The following is a 13847-nucleotide window of genomic DNA, read 5'->3' as shown; positions in this document are numbered from 1 at the left end:
CCATGAGTGTTCGCCGCGCCACGACCGATGACGTCCCCGCCCTGATCGCCTTCCCGGACACCCCGGGGGTGCAGAACCTGCCGCGCGATCAGGTGCGGGACGACTTCGCCACCGGGCGGATGCGGCCCGAATGGTCCTGGCTGGCCGAAAATGACGGACGGCTCGTGGGCCGCGCGCTGTGGTGGGGACTCGGTGGGTCGCGGCCGGAGTCCCTGGACACGCTCGATGTCCTTCCGGAGCAGCCGGACCCGCGATCGGTTGCCGCCCAACTGCTTCAGGGCGGCCGGGCAGACCTGGGGCAGCTACCCACCTACCGGCTGCGGATCCCGGTCGGCGAACGGCACGGTCACCCGGTGCGGTGGCGGTGCGAGGCAGCACAGGACGCTGGGCTCACCGAGACGCTCGAACGTCTCCAGTATCAGTGGTCGCCTCCGGCCGGGGTGCCGCAAGCGTCCACCCGGCTCACCTTCCGCGAAGGCTCGGACGAAGAGTTCGTGAGCCTCTTCGGTCAGGCCGCCCGCGGTTCACTCGATGTCGAGACCCGGCGCGCTCTCGAGGAGACCGACGAGATCAGCCAGGCCCGGGACGACCTCGCGTTCTACTTGTCCTGCCCGGGCGAACGGGACTGGTGGCGGGTTGCGTTCGACCATGAGCATCAGCCGGCCGGTTTCATCGTTCCCTCCGCAACTCCCTACCACCGCAACGTGGGCTACCTCGGGGTGCTGCCGGACCACCGTGGGCAGGGCCTGGTGCACGATCTGCTCGGTGAGATCACCCGGATCCACGCCGCGGCGGGCGCGCAGCGGATCACCGCCACCACCGACCTGGTCAACCTCCCGATGGCCGCCGCCTTCGACCGGGCCGGCTACCAGATCACCGAGATCCGCCTGGTGCTGCAGCAACCACGCGTCGGCTCTTGACCATGCCGCGACGGCACGGCGTGGGATAGCCCCGTCCGTAAAACGGTACGGGAGGCTGATCATGTCCTATCGCAAGCGAAAGACGTTGTCGGGGGCCGCTGTCCTCGCCGCGATAGCCACCACCCTGCTGGTTGCACCGGCTCAGGCCAGTGAGACACCGGTCCGGAGCTCGGTGAAATGGGGCGCCTGCCCGGAGGAGGTGGCCGCCAAAGGGCTGGAATGCGCCACGGTGAAGGTGCCGCTGGATCACCGCAAGCGCGAGGGCCAGAGCATCGAGATCGCCCTGTCCCGGCTGGCCAGCACCGATCCGGCCAAGCGCCGGGGTGTGCTGCTGACCAATCCGGGTGGGCCGGGCTACGAGGGCCGGACCTTTCCCACCCTGATGCAGGAGGTTCTGCCCAAGAGCGTGCTCAGCAGCTACGACGTGATCGGTTTCGACCCGCGCGGAATGGGCGCCAGCGCACCGGTGACCTGCGACATGACGCAGGAGCAGCTCCGGTACGGCAACATCCCGCCCTGGGCGAACGGGCCGAAAGACGTGAAGAAGCGCGCGGCCGAGGTGAAGACCGTGGCCGAGCAGTGCCTGACCTCGGAAAGCCGGGCGATGCTGCCCTATATCAGCACGGCCAACACCGCTCGCGACATGGACCTGATCCGGCAGGCGCTGGGTGAGCCGAAACTCTCGTACCTGGGCTACTCCTACGGCTCGCATCTGGGGGCGGTGTACACCTCGCTCTTCCCCGAGCGCAGCGACCGGATCGTCCTGGACAGCAACACCGGCCCGGGTGGTCTGGACCGGGACGGCTCGATCCTGTTCGCGCAGGGCCTGAAGGACCGCTTCCCCGACTTCGCGAAGTGGCTGGCGGCCCGGGACGAGAAGTACGGCATGGGGTCCACCCAGAAGGAGGTCAAGGCCACGTTCTTCGAACTGGCCCGCGAACTGGACCGCAAGCCGCTGAAATGGCTCACCGGATCGGACTTCCGGATCGCCGCCTTCGCGTTCACGTACTCGGACTCCCAGTTCACCGATCTGGCCGAGCTGTGGGACGCGGTGAAACAGGGTGCCGACGCCGATCCGGGTCCGGTGGTGCCGGTCGCCGAGAACCAGATCGCCGGTCACCTGCACGTGATCTGCAACGACTCGTACTGGCCGAAAACGGTGAAGTTCTACCAGCGCGATGTGAAGGCCAACCGTGCGCGCTACCCGATGCTGGGAGCGGCCGCCGCCAACATCCGTCCCTGCGCGTTCTGGCCCGAGCCGATCGAAGCTCCGGTGACGATCACCGACCGGGGCCCGGCGAACGTCCTCATGGTCCAGAACCTTCGGGACCCGGGGACGCCGCTGGCCGGCGCCCTGAGGATGCGTAAGGCGTTCGGGGAGCGGGCCCGGATCGTGACCGCCGACCAGGGTGGGCACGGCACCTACGCGCTGGGCACGAACCGGTGTGCGAACGACACGACCACGAAATTCCTGGTCACGGGCCGCTATCCGGCCCAGGACGTGGCCTGCAAGGCCGAGAAGAAGTAGCCGAACGGCCGGCGGTCCCTGGAGCAGGTGCCCAGGGACCGCCAGCCGTCATGGAAATCGTGGGCTCAGCTCTGTCCAGCAGGCTCTGCAGAGGCCCCACGCAACACTGCTCCGGCCACCACGAGGTCCTGCCAGGCCATCCCGACACTCTTGAACACCACTGGCTTTCCGCTCGGGCGGGCGCGTCCGGTGACCACGTCGGCCATCGGGATCAGGTCGTCGGCGGTGAGGGCCTGTTCGGCGATCGCCATGATCACGTCGCCGGCCTCCCGCAGGGCCGTCTCCCGGCTCTCGACGATGACATGCGCGCGGCCGAGCAGGTCTGCCTCCAGCTCGCGCCCGTCCGGGTCATGCGAGCCCACGGCGATCACCACGGCATCGTCCTTGATCCAGTCGGCCGGGAACAGCGGCTCGGAGGCGGTGGTCGCGCAGACCACCACATCCGCTTCCCGCACGGCCTTTTCGGCCTCGTCGAGGCCGATCGCCGCGACATCGGCATCGCCCAGAGCCGCCACGGTGACGGGTCGGCGCACCAGGTAGCGCACGCTGGCCACGTCCCGCACTGCAGCCAGGCATTCGGCGTGCCCGACTGCCTGCGGGCCGTGCCCGTACACCGCCACCCGCAACGGCCGCTGCGGCAGGGCGTCCAGCACCGCCGCCACCGAGACCGCGGGTGTGCGGAGGGTGGTGATGGCGGGCCCGTCCAGGATGGCCGACGGCGACATGGTGGTGCCGTCGAACATCAGGTAGAGCCCCTGGATCCGGGCCGGCGCTTGGTCGAGCCCAGGGTCGGCGACGGTCAGGACCTTCACACCCAGGGCGGAGCCCCGGCTGGCGGGCATGAGCAGCATCACCCCATTCTCGACCGGAACGAACTGCCGGGCCGGGTCGGCCAGGGCGTTGGTGGGCGTGCTCATTGCGGTGCGCAACGCGTCCACGGCCTCGCGGTAGCCGCAGGCGGCGAACACCTCGGCCGCGCTGAGGTGGGGAACTGAGCTGCGGTGGGGTTCTGGGTGGCCGACTGTCGTGATCATCGTGAGCACTCTGCCGATCCGGCCACCTCAGCCGCAACATCCGTTCAGATCAGAGGACGATGTGGGCCAGTCGGGAAACGTCGTCACGGTCGTCGGTGGCGGGCAGGAAGATCAGTTCGTCGGCGCCGATCTGCGCGAACTCGGCCAGCGTGGTGTGCAGGGCCTCGGGGGTGGTGGACACCGTCCCGCTGACCATCGCGGCGAATTCCGGCCCCATGTCGCTGTAGTACTCGTGCACGTCGGCCCGGCCGGCCTCGCCGTCGCCCAGCGCGAAGTAGGCCACCGCGATCAGCCGCGGCTCACCCTCGCGACCTGCATCCTTCCAGCTGGTCCGCACGGCCTCGAACGACGGGGCCACCATCGCGGCGGGCAGCGAGCCCGCCACGTAGCCCTCGCCCACCCGGGCCGCCCGGTCGTAGGCGGCCTGCACGAGGCCCCCGATGATCAGGGGGATCTGCCGTTGCCCGGCGACGACGGCCGGGTTGGTTCCGCTGATGGGCTCCCCGCCCCAGACCCGGCGGTAGACCTCGATGTCCTCGTCGAGGCGTTTACCGGCCCCGCGTTGCCCGCGGCCCTCGGTCACGAAGTCCTCGGTCCGGCCGCCGAGCCCGAGGCCGAGGGTGAGCCGGCCGCCGGAGATCGCGTCGATCCCGGCGAGTTCCTTGGCCAGCAGGACCGGTGGCCAGGCCGGGCCCTGCAGCACGGTGCTCAGGAGCCCGATGCCGGAGGTGGCGGCGGCTGCGGCGGCGAGCGCCACGGTGTCGGCCACCCCCGGATAGGCCAGCCGCGAGACGGTGCTCAGGGTGGAGAAGCCGGCCTGGTCGGCGTCGGCCGCCCAGCCGGGAATCACCTTCGCGTTCACGTTGTGTACCAGGTTCGGAAGACCGATACCGATTCTCACCGTGCCACCTCCGGATCGCTCACGGACTCGCGGGCATGCTGAAATGCTTGTGCAGAGATACTTCGGCAGGCAGAGTTACTTCGACAGCAGGTCTTCCATGCTCTCGGCGCCGGCTGCCTTCAGAGCGTCCGCCCGCACGTCCGGGCACTGCTCTTCCATCGTGGAGTCCAGGTCGGCGTCCTTGATGCTGTCACTGCTGCGCTGGGCGCCCTTGAGAACGCTCTCCAGCACCTGGCCCAGGCCCTCGGCGACCGCCGCCTCGTCGGCCGCGCCGCCGGTCACGCCCATCACGCCGCCCTTGACCGACTCACAGGTGATCGCGCCGAAGCCCTCCGGGCCGGCCTGCTCGGCCGCCTGCTCGAGTTGGGCGTTCAGCTCGTCCAGGGCGGCGGAGGTGTCCACCGCGGCCGGGCTGCTTTCTTCCGAGGGAGTGGACTCGGGGGTTGCCGTGGCTTCCTGGGTGGCGCTGGGACTGGCCTGATCGGCGGGCTCGTCGTCACCGCCGTCGCCGCACCCGGCCAGCAACAGGGCTGCTACCGGAATCGCCACCGCAGCCTTCAGCACGGAGTGCCTCGCCCGGAACATCACGTCGTCCTCCCACAAGCTGTCACGAAACCCGCCGGGCGTATCGAACGCCCGGTTCATACCCAAACGGGCATTTCGCTTTTCGGCAACTCGAAGGCCCTGGTTCCGCACTTGTCCGGTGGATCGAAAGCCCTTGCCCCGCTGCTTGTCTCGAAGCGGACGGAGCACTCCCCTTGATCAGGAGCTGCTTTCAGACCGGCTGCTGGGCGCCCCGCAGATCCAGCGCGGTCTTGGCGGTCTGGCGGCGCATGTGATGCCGCCGGCACAGCACCTCGTAGGCCACCGCCGCCACCGCGCCCCCGGCCACGTCGCCCACGACCACCTGCTGCCCGGCCACCACCATCACGCCGTCCACCGTGCGGGCGTTGTGCGTGGCCCGGGCCCCGCACCAGCACAGCGCCTCGGCCTGGGAGCCCACGATCCGGTCGGCCAGCTCGATGAACCGGGCCGAGGCCGGGAACAGCTTGGTCCGGAAGTCCGACAGCAGCCCGAACGCGAACACGTCCACGCCGTGGTCGTCCACCAGCAGGGCCAGCTGCTCAACATGCTCGGGGGTGTAGAAGTGCACCTCGTCACAGACCAGGTAGTCGACCGGGTGGCCGGCGGCGATGCGCTCGGTGACCAGGGCGTGCAGATCCGTGTCGTCGTGCACCTCGTTGGCGGTCCGGGACAACCCGATCCGGCTGGAGATCACCGCCTCCCCGGACCGGTCGAACCGGCTGAACAGCAGGCCTTTACGGCCCCGGATGCGATGGTTGTGATCGGTCTGAAGGGCCACGGTCGACTTGCCGCAGTCCATCGTCCCGGAGAAGAACACGAGTTCGGACACCGGGGTATCTTGCCAGGTCCCGGGCCCTTGGTCCTGACACCTGCGAATGGCTCAGGCCGATGACTCAGAGCAGAGCCGGGTCCAGCCGGACCGTCACCACCTCCTGGTCCCGGCCCGCGGCCACCGCCAGCACCGTCCCGTCCGGTGCACAGGCCCCCGAACCACCGGCCGAGCGCTGACCCAGCGGATACCCACCAAGATTGGCGGTGACCGAGAACATCCCGTGATCCACCGCCCGGGCCGCCATCCTCACGTCCAGGCGCCGCTCCTCGCCCTGCGTGAACAGGACCGAGGCCACGTAAGCTTGCGCACCGCGCTCCTTGGCCTGCTGTGCGTGAGCTGGGAAGGCCGTGTCGTAACAGACTGCTAAACCCACATTCCAGCCCGCGACCGATATCACCACCGGACCGGTCCCCGGCTCGACCAGGTCGTTCTCCGCCCCGTGCAGATGTGTCTTGGCCGCCACCACGTCCGGAGCATCACCGGTCAGCACCATCGAGGCGATGTGCTGGTGCTCACCGACCCGGACCGGGGCGCCCACCACGACGGTCGTGCCGTGCTCGGCCGCGATCTTGCGAACGGCGTTCAGGCGCTCGTCCCCGGGGGTGAACCAGTTCCGTTCGTCCGCCAGCAGGCTCAGGTCGTACCCGGTGAGAGACAGCTCGGGGAAAACAATCAGATCGGCGCCCGCAGCCGAGGTCACCAATTGCTCGACCAGGCTCTCAGTGCCGCGCAGGTTCGCTTCCAGATCACCGTCGACCGGCACCGCCTGGACCACTGCCACGGTCAGCTCGCTCAAGATCATTTTCCGTATCCTGCCACCGCAGCCCCGACGGCACCTACGCGGCCGGAGCGCTCAGCAGCACTGCTCCGCGGTAGCCGTCCAGGCTGTAGGCGGCCATCGCGTCGAGCTCGTCGAACGTGATCGGCAGGAGATGGCCGTCCACCCAACTCTCGCCCTTCGCCGGATCGACCGCCGGATCGTCGATCACGACCGTGGGGCCGGCCAGCCCGCAGCACCGCACCCAGTGCGGCACGGCGAAGCCCCGCATCAGGTCCAGCGAAATCAGCAGCAGCACTCCGGTTCCGGCCGCCAGCGCATCGGCCACCTCGGCGATGGCGAGCCGCTCGGAGCGGATCGGCACACCCAGCTCAGCGGCCTCCCGGCGAGAAGCCCGCTGCAGATCGGCCCGCCAGTCCCGCTCCGCACCGTCCAGATGCTCCAGGACGACCGGTTCCTCGAAGTCCAGCGCGATGGTGACGTCCAGATCGGGCCGCCGACGGGCCAGCGCCACTCCCAGGCCGACCGGTTCGACGGCCGGATGGTTGGTCGCTTCCTTCCAGAAGGCCATCTCCCGCTCGGCATCCAGTCCCCGCCGGTCCGGCCCGGACAGCACCGCCAGCACGGACAGGGCGGTCACCGCCCCGCAGGTGTAGTGGGTGGTCTGACCGTAGTAGGGCACTGTGGAGAGCGTGACCTCCGGCGTCAGCCAGCGCACCGAACCGCTCGCCGGGCTGTCGGTGCCCGGGCCGGACACCAGCGGCGGGTTCAGCGGAGTGAAGCCCGGCCCAATGCCGCCTTCCCACTTCACCTGGGCCAGCCCGGCCTGCTGGGCGTCCTGCACGACCGCCTCCACCACCGCCGCCCTGGCCGCTTCGGTGCCCACCACGTCCACAATTTTCAGGTAGGAGGTGTGCGGGCGGGCCGAGACCAACGCCACCGCCACCCAGTCGCCCGATCCGGATCCGGCCGAAGAGACGGACGAGGCGACCACCAGACGCGGGTTCGCCGCCGAGCGGTCGATGTCGCGCCAGCCGGCCAGCACCGACTCCGGCACCAGCCGCACGGCCTGCTCAGGCACCGCGGTGCGATCGAACGGCAGGAAACGAATGCTCAGCGGGTTACTCACGGGCGGCCTATCGCAGGAGGGGACCTGCGCCAGTATGCCCGGCGCGCCCTGCACCCCAGCCTCGGGCCCGGGCTGTCAGTCCAGCCCGACCAGCTGCCGCGGCATCGGGATCACCATCACCGGACGATAGGCGCTCTGCAGCAACTGCACCGGAACCTCACCGAGCACCGCCTGCGCCCCGGAGGACTCACCCCGGCTGCCGATCAGAATGACGTCGGCGTCCACCTGGTCGGCGACCTCGGCGATGGCGAACGCCGGCCCGTCCTGGTACGTCGTGGGCGTCATCAGCTGGGTCTTCACGCCCTCGGCCAGCAGTTTGGCCACGCTCTGCTGCAGCCGCTCCACCAGTTCCTCGTCCTGGGCGGCCCGCCGGGTGGTGCCGGCCCGGCCCGTGACCAACTGGGCAACGTGCACCACGGTCAGCTCGGAACCCAGATCACGGCTGACCAGTGACCGGGCCACCCCGAAGGCGTGATCGCCGCACTCCGAACCGTCGACCGCAACCAGCACACGCTCGTACATGTCTCTCTCCTCCAGGAGGGATCATCGTGCCCGCGGCACGTCCGCGTGCGGCGGGACGGACACCTCAAGATTCCGCCCGGCCACAGCTGCGCCACAGGGACCAAGGTCCCCAACCGGCCGGGAACGTCAAAGTGACCAAATGACCTATGGTCTCGACGAATTCGACGGCCGCAGCCGAAGGGCCTTAGCCCCTGCCGATCAGCCGCAGCCAAGGTGGACCATGAAGCCCATGGGGCCGAAATGATCGCGTTCGCAGTCCTCCTCGCCGCAGGCCTGATCGTCGCCTGGGCAACCTGGGCGGACGCCCGGCACGTCCATCACGACCTCCGGGAACGACGCGGGCGCCGGATCAGCCCGCCACCCGACAACCCCAAGGCCCGGCCACAATCCCTGGAAGGCGTTCTTACCCAGCAACTCCTGTCCGCTGAGATCACCCGCGGGCAGTACCAGCAGGCGATGACCGCGGCCGCCCTGCGCGAGGCCGTCCGCCACCCCGGTCCGCCCCCACTCCCCTGAAGTGACCTTTTGCCCGATTTGACATGCTCTCCGGCCGGTGCGCCGCGCAGCACCCGGTGAAACCGTAGGAGCCATCAGGAGACATTCTCATCGAGGAGACACCATGGCTCTCCATTCTCCATCCCCACGAGCGCAGGACGCCCAGCAGTCACCGGCCGAGCACGGCACCGTGATGACCACCGCAGCGGCCAAGGTCCTGGCGGTGACCAGGATCGCCGTCGGATTCATTTTCTTGTGGGCCTTCCTGGACAAGCTGTTCGGCCTGAACTACTCCACCTCCAGCGAGAAAGCCTGGGTCAACGGCGGATCCCCGACCAAGGGCTTCCTGTCACACGTCTCGGTCGGCCCGTTCGAGTCGCTGTTCCAGGACATCGCCGGCGCCGCCTGGGCCAACGTCCTGTTCATGCTGGGCCTGGGCGCGATCGGCGTCGCCGTGCTCGCCGGTGTGGCGCTGCGGATCTCGGCGATCAGCGGCACCGTGATGATGCTGCTGATGTGGGCCGCGGAATGGCCGATGGCGCAGTACAACAGCGCCGGAGAACTGACCGGATCGACCAACCCGTTCATGGATTACCACATCGCGTACGCCCTGGTCCTGATCCTCTGTGCGCTGACCTACGCCGGAAACACCTGGGGTCTGGGCCGCATTTGGAACAGCCTGCCGATCGTTCAGCGGTTCGCCTGGCTGCGCTGAGATTTCGACGCAAAGGGCGGTGGGCATCCATGCCCACCGCCCTTTTCAGGTGCCCCGTTGATACAGCCATGGATACCCCGCTCGCTGCTCAGTACGATCCCGGCCATGACCAACACCGCTCTGCCCGCAGCGATCGACTCCCACACGCTGCTCGTCGCTGCCGTCATCGTCCACGACCAGAGCCCGGACAAGAACACCGACAGCGTGCTTCTGCTGCGGCGGGCGCCAGGAGCCAAATTCGCTCCCCTGCTGTGGGATCTCCCCTCCGGCAAGGCTGACAAGGGAGAGTCCATCACCGCCGCGGCCGTACGGGAACTCCGAGAGGAGACCGGCCTCGAGGTCGACGAATCCGACCTACAGGTGAGCGGAATCATCCACGGCGCCTGGGGAATCGAATCCCCCAACGGCTACCTGACCGTCGTCTTCGCCACCCGCCGCTGGCGCGGCGAAGCCGTGAACACCGAGCCGCACAAACACGACCGCCTGATCTGGACCCCCGTGGATCAGCTCCCCACGGAGTTCGTCCCCACCACCGGCGCCACCCTGAACAACTACCTCACCGGCGGACCCATGGTGCACCTTCGCGGCTTCTAATCCATCTTGATGAAGTCCTTCCCCGGACCACCCGAAACGGTGTCCGTCCCCGGACCGCCGTAGATCTTGTCGTTACCGCTGTTGCCGTAGATCGTGTCGGCGCCGCTGTTGCCGTACAGCGTGTCGTTCCCCTGCTCGCCGCGAAGGACGTCGGCTCCCTTACCCCCGTAGATCAGGTCGTTACCCGGGCCACCGAAGAAGTCCTGCCGCCCCACCCCGCCGTACAGCTTGTCGTTGCCGGCGTCGCCGTGCGCGCCGTTCCACTCGCCGTAGGTACGGATGGTGTCGTTGCCGTTGCCGCCGCTGATCGAGGCCACATCGCCGATCTGCTCCCCGGTGGTGATCGAGTCGTCGCCTTCACCGCCGAAGATCGAACTGCCGTCGACCTTGCCCAGCGTGCCGTCGTAGCTGTCGTTGCCCGCGCCGAGGTGGAACAGGTCGTTCTCGTAGTGGTCCCCGGCCTGGTCGTTGAACCTGACCTTGTCGTTCTTGTCGCCCAGCCGGAAATTGCTGATCGTGCCCGGGTCCTGCCCGTAGTCCACCGTCCAGGTGCACTCCACCACCGTCCGGTCGGACGCGGTCGGATAGATGCACCGCTCGGCGGCAGCAGCGTCGGTGGTGGCGTCGATCGGCACCACGTCATCGAGCCGGTACTGGTACGTCGCCTGGCCGTAGGCACTGCCGTCGTCCGGTGGCCCCTCGACGAAACGCCTGGTCACGGTCAGGTTGTTCACCTGCCCGGGCACAGCCTGGTACTTCAGGTCGTTGGTCAGGCTCACCACCGCCTCGGTCTCCTGAGCCTGGGCGTTACCGGCGATTCCAACCACACCAGCAACAACTAGGGACGTTGTGGTCGCCGCACCGGCGAAAAGGCGGACGTTGCGGGAGACAGACATGAGTTGAACCCCTGTGCTCGACAACCCTGTGTTCGTTCTCTGTGCTCTGGGAACGGGTGTTCGCTGCGGCCGTTCCTTCTCAGCATTCTCTCTCGCGCAGGACTATTCCGGGGCCGAACGACGCTTCAGGCCATCATGAGCGAAACAGTTGAGTTCAGCCCCGAACCTCACGTGCGCCGGCAGACCGAGCAGGTCCTGGCCAGCGGCACCACCGAGATGCTCACCGGCCCGGCCCCCTCCGTCCTGCTCACCGTGCATGGCGCGAAGACCGGCAAACTCCGCTACCAGCTCGTGATTCGGGTGCAGCAGGACGACATCTACGTGGTGGTGGCCTCGAACGACGGCTCGGACCGCAACCCGGGCTGGTACTACAACATCAGGGCCCATCCCGAAGTGCAGCTTCAGGACGGCACCGTGACCCGGACGTACCAGGCCCGCGAGGTGCTCGGCGAGGACAAGCAGCCGTGGTGGGACCTGGCCGTCCGGACCTTCCCCCGCTACGGCGAGTACCAGACCAACACCGAACGGCAGATCCCGGTGTTCGTCCTGGAACCCAAGGACTGACTCACTTCTGAACCTCGACGTGCTCCGGTACGACGTCGACGATCACGCGTCCGTCCTGGTCCAGGGCCTGCACCGGCAACGGAACCCCGTCCTGGTCATCGTTCTTCGGTAGCTCCAGAATCCCGATCCGGTGCTTCACCTCGGCGCTCTGGTCACCGACCCGGACCTGCACCGCGTTGTCCGGGGCAAGCACCACATAGCGGTAGCGGTCGCCCTCGGCCGTTCGCAGGGCCGCCATCACCTCACCCTGTTCCAAGCCGGCCGGGTACGTGCCGGCGGCGTGGCTGAAGCTGACCGCCTGGCCGGACTGATTGATCTCCGCGATCGCGTACAGGAACGCCCCGCTCGGCGAACGCAACAGGCCGGCCAGGGCGCGCCGGTTGGCATCCGTCGGCACGACCGCCCCGTAGACCGGTTGGTCCTCCAACCCGGCCAGAACGTCGGGCCCGGACGCGAACAGCAGGTTCACGTTGGACTGGTCCATCGCGGTCGTGTCCTTCGGAACCACCACCGACCCGAAGTCAGGCTCGAACGACGTGCCTGCCTCACCGTTCATCTCCCGGTTGTCGCCCGCCCGAGTATCCGCGTAGCGGAGCTCGTCCGTGGTCACCGCATCCGCCCAGACCCCTTGCGCTACCTCCGGCAGTTCCCGGCGCTCCTCCACATACCGGCCGTCCGCCTCCACCCGCCGCGCGGACAGAACTGAGGCCGAACGCTCCTGAGGCGCGCTGACCAGCACCACGTCGTCCCGGATCGTCATGAACGGGCCGACCGGCACCGAATCCCGGGCCCCGGCCCTCGTGTCAGAAGCCATGTCCTTCACAGCGGCACCCTGCTCACCGATCCAGAACTTCTGCTCCCAAGCCTCCTTCATCTTGGTGACCGTAAGCGCATAACGCAGTTCGCCCTCGACATCCCCGGCCGCCACGACGTAGACGTCAGCTTTCGACACGATGTACTCGGAAGACGTCGTGAACGCACGCTCTCGCATCTCCTCCAGCCAGGCCGCATCCTCCGACAGCGAGCCGGACGCCTTGGCCGGGTACCCTGCGTCCTCTGGTGTTTGGGGGTTGTCCGGATAGTGCTGCTGCGGATCGTCCGGGGTATTGGCCGGAGCCGAGTTATCGGGGGTGTTGTGACCACGAACCGCCTCCCCCACGAGCACCGAGCCGGTGGCCACAGCCGCCACCACGGCCATGGCCGCGGCTATGCCGGCGAACCGCACCCGGCGCTCGCGCCGGATGGCCCGATCCACACCCGGGAACGACTGGCTCCCGTCGGTCTTCTTCTCGGCCAGGAGCTGGATGCGGGTGGCCAGACCGTCGGGCAGACCCTGCTCCGGTTCCAGGTGCTTGGTCATCGCGATCCCTCCACGAACCGGAACGACTGGGGCTTGTGAGGCCTGTGCTGGTTTCTCTCGCCAGGGCTGATCTCGTCCAGGCGGACTTCGCCAGAGCGCCCTTCGTCTGTGTGGCCTTCGTCTGGGTTGATCAACTCGGCGGTCATCGACGGCGTTCGCGGGGACTGGGCGTTCTGAGTTTTCTGGCTTTGCTGACCTTCCACCGCCCCCAGCGCCACCCGCAGCTTGGAAACCCCACGGCTGGTGGCGCTCTTGACCGCGCCGACCGTGCATCCGAGCAAATGCGCGGTCTCCATCTCGGAACGGTCCTCCACGTACCGCAGCACAACCGCCGCTCGCATCTGCGGCGGCAGCGAGCGCAACGCCGCCACCAACTGGTCGTCCGCGTCCAGCATCGACAACGTCACCGGTTCACCCGCCGCCTGCGCTCCCGCATGCTCCAGCGGGACCTCCCGCACCCGACGTTTTCGGCGCCAGGAGAAGGCCGCGTTGACCACCGCCTTGCGTACGTAGGCCTCGGGGTTGTCCATCACCGCGGTACGATTCCATCGGCGATGCACCCGGGCCAGGGCCTCCTGCACACAGTCCTCGGCAATGCCCCGGTCCAGCGTGATCAGGTACGCGCTCTGCACCAGGGCAGGCCAGCGCGCATTGACGAACTGGCGGAAGCCGGATTCGTCATCCATGAAATGGGTACATCCTTCCCTTTGCGTCGTAAGTTGCTCGATGAACCGAACGCCGGGAAGCGACGGGCAGGTTGCCTGCGTGAAGAAAAATCTGGCGGACCTGGACCAGGAAGGTCGCCCTCAGGGCTGGACGCGACCCTTTGACGGCGCGAGAACCGTCTGGCCTGGTCAGGCCAGATCACTTCACCGCTGAATTCGCCCCACCGCCGCAGTCACCCACCACCGCATTCACCCCACGACGGCGTTCACCGCGCCACCACGTCCACCCCACCACCGCATTCACCCGCCACGGAGATCGCCCCACCACC

The 13847-nt window shown here is 68.2% G+C and carries 16 protein-coding genes; 6 read left to right on the top strand and 10 right to left on the bottom strand.

From position 1 onward, the window contains the following. Positions 1 to 2 precede the first annotated feature (2 nt). Both LR394_RS13385 and LR394_RS13380 read left to right on the top strand, forming a co-directional pair. Positions 3 to 920, top strand: a complete 918-nt coding sequence (locus tag LR394_RS13385) for a GNAT family N-acetyltransferase (protein WP_231441566.1) — start codon at positions 3 to 5, stop codon at positions 918 to 920. 61 nt (positions 921 to 981) lie between these two features. After that, positions 982 to 2448, top strand: coding sequence for an alpha/beta hydrolase (locus LR394_RS13380; protein ID WP_231441564.1), 1467 nt, complete (start codon positions 982 to 984; stop codon positions 2446 to 2448). A gap of 65 nt (positions 2449 to 2513) precedes the next feature. Here LR394_RS13380 and LR394_RS13375 read toward each other — a convergent pair whose 3' ends face one another. From LR394_RS13375 to LR394_RS13345, 7 genes are all read right to left on the bottom strand, one after another. Continuing rightward, entirely contained in the window at positions 2514 to 3482 is a 969-nt protein-coding gene (locus LR394_RS13375; protein WP_231441562.1) for an ornithine cyclodeaminase family protein, read from the bottom strand. A gap of 49 nt (positions 3483 to 3531) precedes the next feature. Further along, positions 3532 to 4383, bottom strand: a complete 852-nt coding sequence (locus LR394_RS13370; RefSeq protein ID WP_231441560.1) for an LLM class flavin-dependent oxidoreductase — start codon at positions 4381 to 4383, stop codon at positions 3532 to 3534. Between the two features lie 75 nt (positions 4384 to 4458). Beyond that, a complete protein-coding gene (locus tag LR394_RS13365) occupies positions 4459 to 4968 on the bottom strand; it encodes a hypothetical protein (protein ID WP_231441558.1) in 510 nt (169 codons plus the stop codon). Between the two features lie 190 nt (positions 4969 to 5158). After that, positions 5159 to 5797, bottom strand: coding sequence for a thymidine kinase (locus tag LR394_RS13360; RefSeq protein ID WP_231441557.1), 639 nt, complete (start codon positions 5795 to 5797; stop codon positions 5159 to 5161). A 64-nt stretch (positions 5798 to 5861) separates the two neighbouring features. Further along, on the bottom strand, positions 5862 to 6602 hold the full coding sequence (locus tag LR394_RS13355; protein ID WP_231441555.1) for a carbon-nitrogen hydrolase family protein: 741 nt from the start codon (positions 6600 to 6602) through the stop codon (positions 5862 to 5864). Between the two features lie 34 nt (positions 6603 to 6636). Further along, positions 6637 to 7707, bottom strand: a complete 1071-nt coding sequence (locus tag LR394_RS13350; RefSeq protein ID WP_231441553.1) for a peptidase C39 family protein — start codon at positions 7705 to 7707, stop codon at positions 6637 to 6639. Between the two features lie 75 nt (positions 7708 to 7782). Beyond that, the gene (locus LR394_RS13345) at positions 7783 to 8229 is read right to left on the bottom strand and encodes a universal stress protein (RefSeq protein WP_231441551.1); all 447 of its coding nucleotides are present in this window, start codon (positions 8227 to 8229) and stop codon (positions 7783 to 7785) included. Positions 8230 to 8469: 240 nt separating this feature from the next. Between LR394_RS13345 and LR394_RS13340 the strand changes: the two genes are divergently transcribed. The 3 genes from LR394_RS13340 to LR394_RS13330 all read left to right on the top strand — a co-directional run bounded on the left by LR394_RS13340 (position 8470) and on the right by LR394_RS13330 (position 10033). After that, complete coding sequence (locus LR394_RS13340) at positions 8470 to 8745, top strand: hypothetical protein (protein ID WP_231441549.1); 276 nt, start codon at positions 8470 to 8472, stop codon at positions 8743 to 8745. Positions 8746 to 8848: 103 nt separating this feature from the next. Next, entirely contained in the window at positions 8849 to 9439 is a 591-nt protein-coding gene (locus LR394_RS13335) for a DoxX family membrane protein (RefSeq protein WP_231441547.1), read from the top strand. A gap of 105 nt (positions 9440 to 9544) precedes the next feature. After that, a complete protein-coding gene (locus tag LR394_RS13330; protein WP_231441545.1) occupies positions 9545 to 10033 on the top strand; it encodes an NUDIX domain-containing protein in 489 nt (162 codons plus the stop codon). Here LR394_RS13330 and LR394_RS13325 read toward each other — a convergent pair. Continuing rightward, positions 10030 to 10929: a calcium-binding protein gene (locus LR394_RS13325; protein WP_231441543.1), complete on the bottom strand. Its 900-nt coding sequence runs from the start codon at positions 10927 to 10929 to the stop codon at positions 10030 to 10032. The two genes, LR394_RS13330 and LR394_RS13325, sit on opposite strands and share 4 nt — an antisense overlap. 135 nt (positions 10930 to 11064) lie before the next feature. Here LR394_RS13325 and LR394_RS13320 point away from each other — a divergent pair, with 135 nt between their 5' ends. Then, entirely contained in the window at positions 11065 to 11493 is a 429-nt protein-coding gene (locus tag LR394_RS13320; protein WP_231441541.1) for a nitroreductase family deazaflavin-dependent oxidoreductase, read from the top strand. 1 nt (position 11494) lies between these two features. Here the strand turns inward: LR394_RS13320 and LR394_RS13315 are convergent, their stop codons facing one another. Then, complete coding sequence (locus LR394_RS13315; RefSeq protein ID WP_231441539.1) at positions 11495 to 12853, bottom strand: hypothetical protein; 1359 nt, start codon at positions 12851 to 12853, stop codon at positions 11495 to 11497. After that, on the bottom strand, positions 12850 to 13539 hold the full coding sequence (locus tag LR394_RS13310; protein WP_231441536.1) for a SigE family RNA polymerase sigma factor: 690 nt from the start codon (positions 13537 to 13539) through the stop codon (positions 12850 to 12852). The genes LR394_RS13315 and LR394_RS13310 overlap by 4 nt, the downstream gene beginning before the upstream one ends. Between the last annotated feature and the right edge of the window lie 308 nt (positions 13540 to 13847).

Origin of the sequence: Kineosporia babensis (assembly GCF_021129305.1) — a bacterium.
In the GTDB taxonomy this organism is placed as follows: domain Bacteria; phylum Actinomycetota; class Actinomycetes; order Actinomycetales; family Kineosporiaceae; genus Kineosporia; species Kineosporia babensis.
Note: the sequence above shows the minus strand (reverse complement) of the source record. Positions and strands in the feature narration are given on the sequence as shown.

Excerpts from the sequence above, each read along its gene's own strand:
- LR394_RS13385 (WP_231441566.1), top strand. The coding sequence starts at position 3 with ATGAGTGTTCGCCGCGCCACGACCGATGACGTCCCCGCCCTGATCGCC.
- LR394_RS13380 (WP_231441564.1), top strand. The coding sequence starts at position 982 with ATGTCCTATCGCAAGCGAAAGACGTTGTCGGGGGCCGCTGTCCTCGCC.
- LR394_RS13375 (WP_231441562.1), bottom strand. The coding sequence starts at position 3,482 with ATGATCACGACAGTCGGCCACCCAGAACCCCACCGCAGCTCAGTTCCC.
- LR394_RS13365 (WP_231441558.1), bottom strand. The coding sequence starts at position 4,968 with ATGTTCCGGGCGAGGCACTCCGTGCTGAAGGCTGCGGTGGCGATTCCG.
- LR394_RS13355 (WP_231441555.1), bottom strand. The coding sequence starts at position 6,602 with ATGATCTTGAGCGAGCTGACCGTGGCAGTGGTCCAGGCGGTGCCGGTC.
- LR394_RS13345 (WP_231441551.1), bottom strand. The coding sequence starts at position 8,229 with ATGTACGAGCGTGTGCTGGTTGCGGTCGACGGTTCGGAGTGCGGCGAT.
- LR394_RS13340 (WP_231441549.1), top strand. The coding sequence starts at position 8,470 with ATGATCGCGTTCGCAGTCCTCCTCGCCGCAGGCCTGATCGTCGCCTGG.
- LR394_RS13335 (WP_231441547.1), top strand. The coding sequence starts at position 8,849 with ATGGCTCTCCATTCTCCATCCCCACGAGCGCAGGACGCCCAGCAGTCA.
- LR394_RS13330 (WP_231441545.1), top strand. The coding sequence starts at position 9,545 with ATGACCAACACCGCTCTGCCCGCAGCGATCGACTCCCACACGCTGCTC.
- LR394_RS13325 (WP_231441543.1), bottom strand. The coding sequence starts at position 10,929 with ATGTCTGTCTCCCGCAACGTCCGCCTTTTCGCCGGTGCGGCGACCACA.
- LR394_RS13320 (WP_231441541.1), top strand. The coding sequence starts at position 11,065 with ATGAGCGAAACAGTTGAGTTCAGCCCCGAACCTCACGTGCGCCGGCAG.
- LR394_RS13315 (WP_231441539.1), bottom strand. The coding sequence starts at position 12,853 with ATGACCAAGCACCTGGAACCGGAGCAGGGTCTGCCCGACGGTCTGGCC.
- LR394_RS13310 (WP_231441536.1), bottom strand. The coding sequence starts at position 13,539 with ATGGATGACGAATCCGGCTTCCGCCAGTTCGTCAATGCGCGCTGGCCT.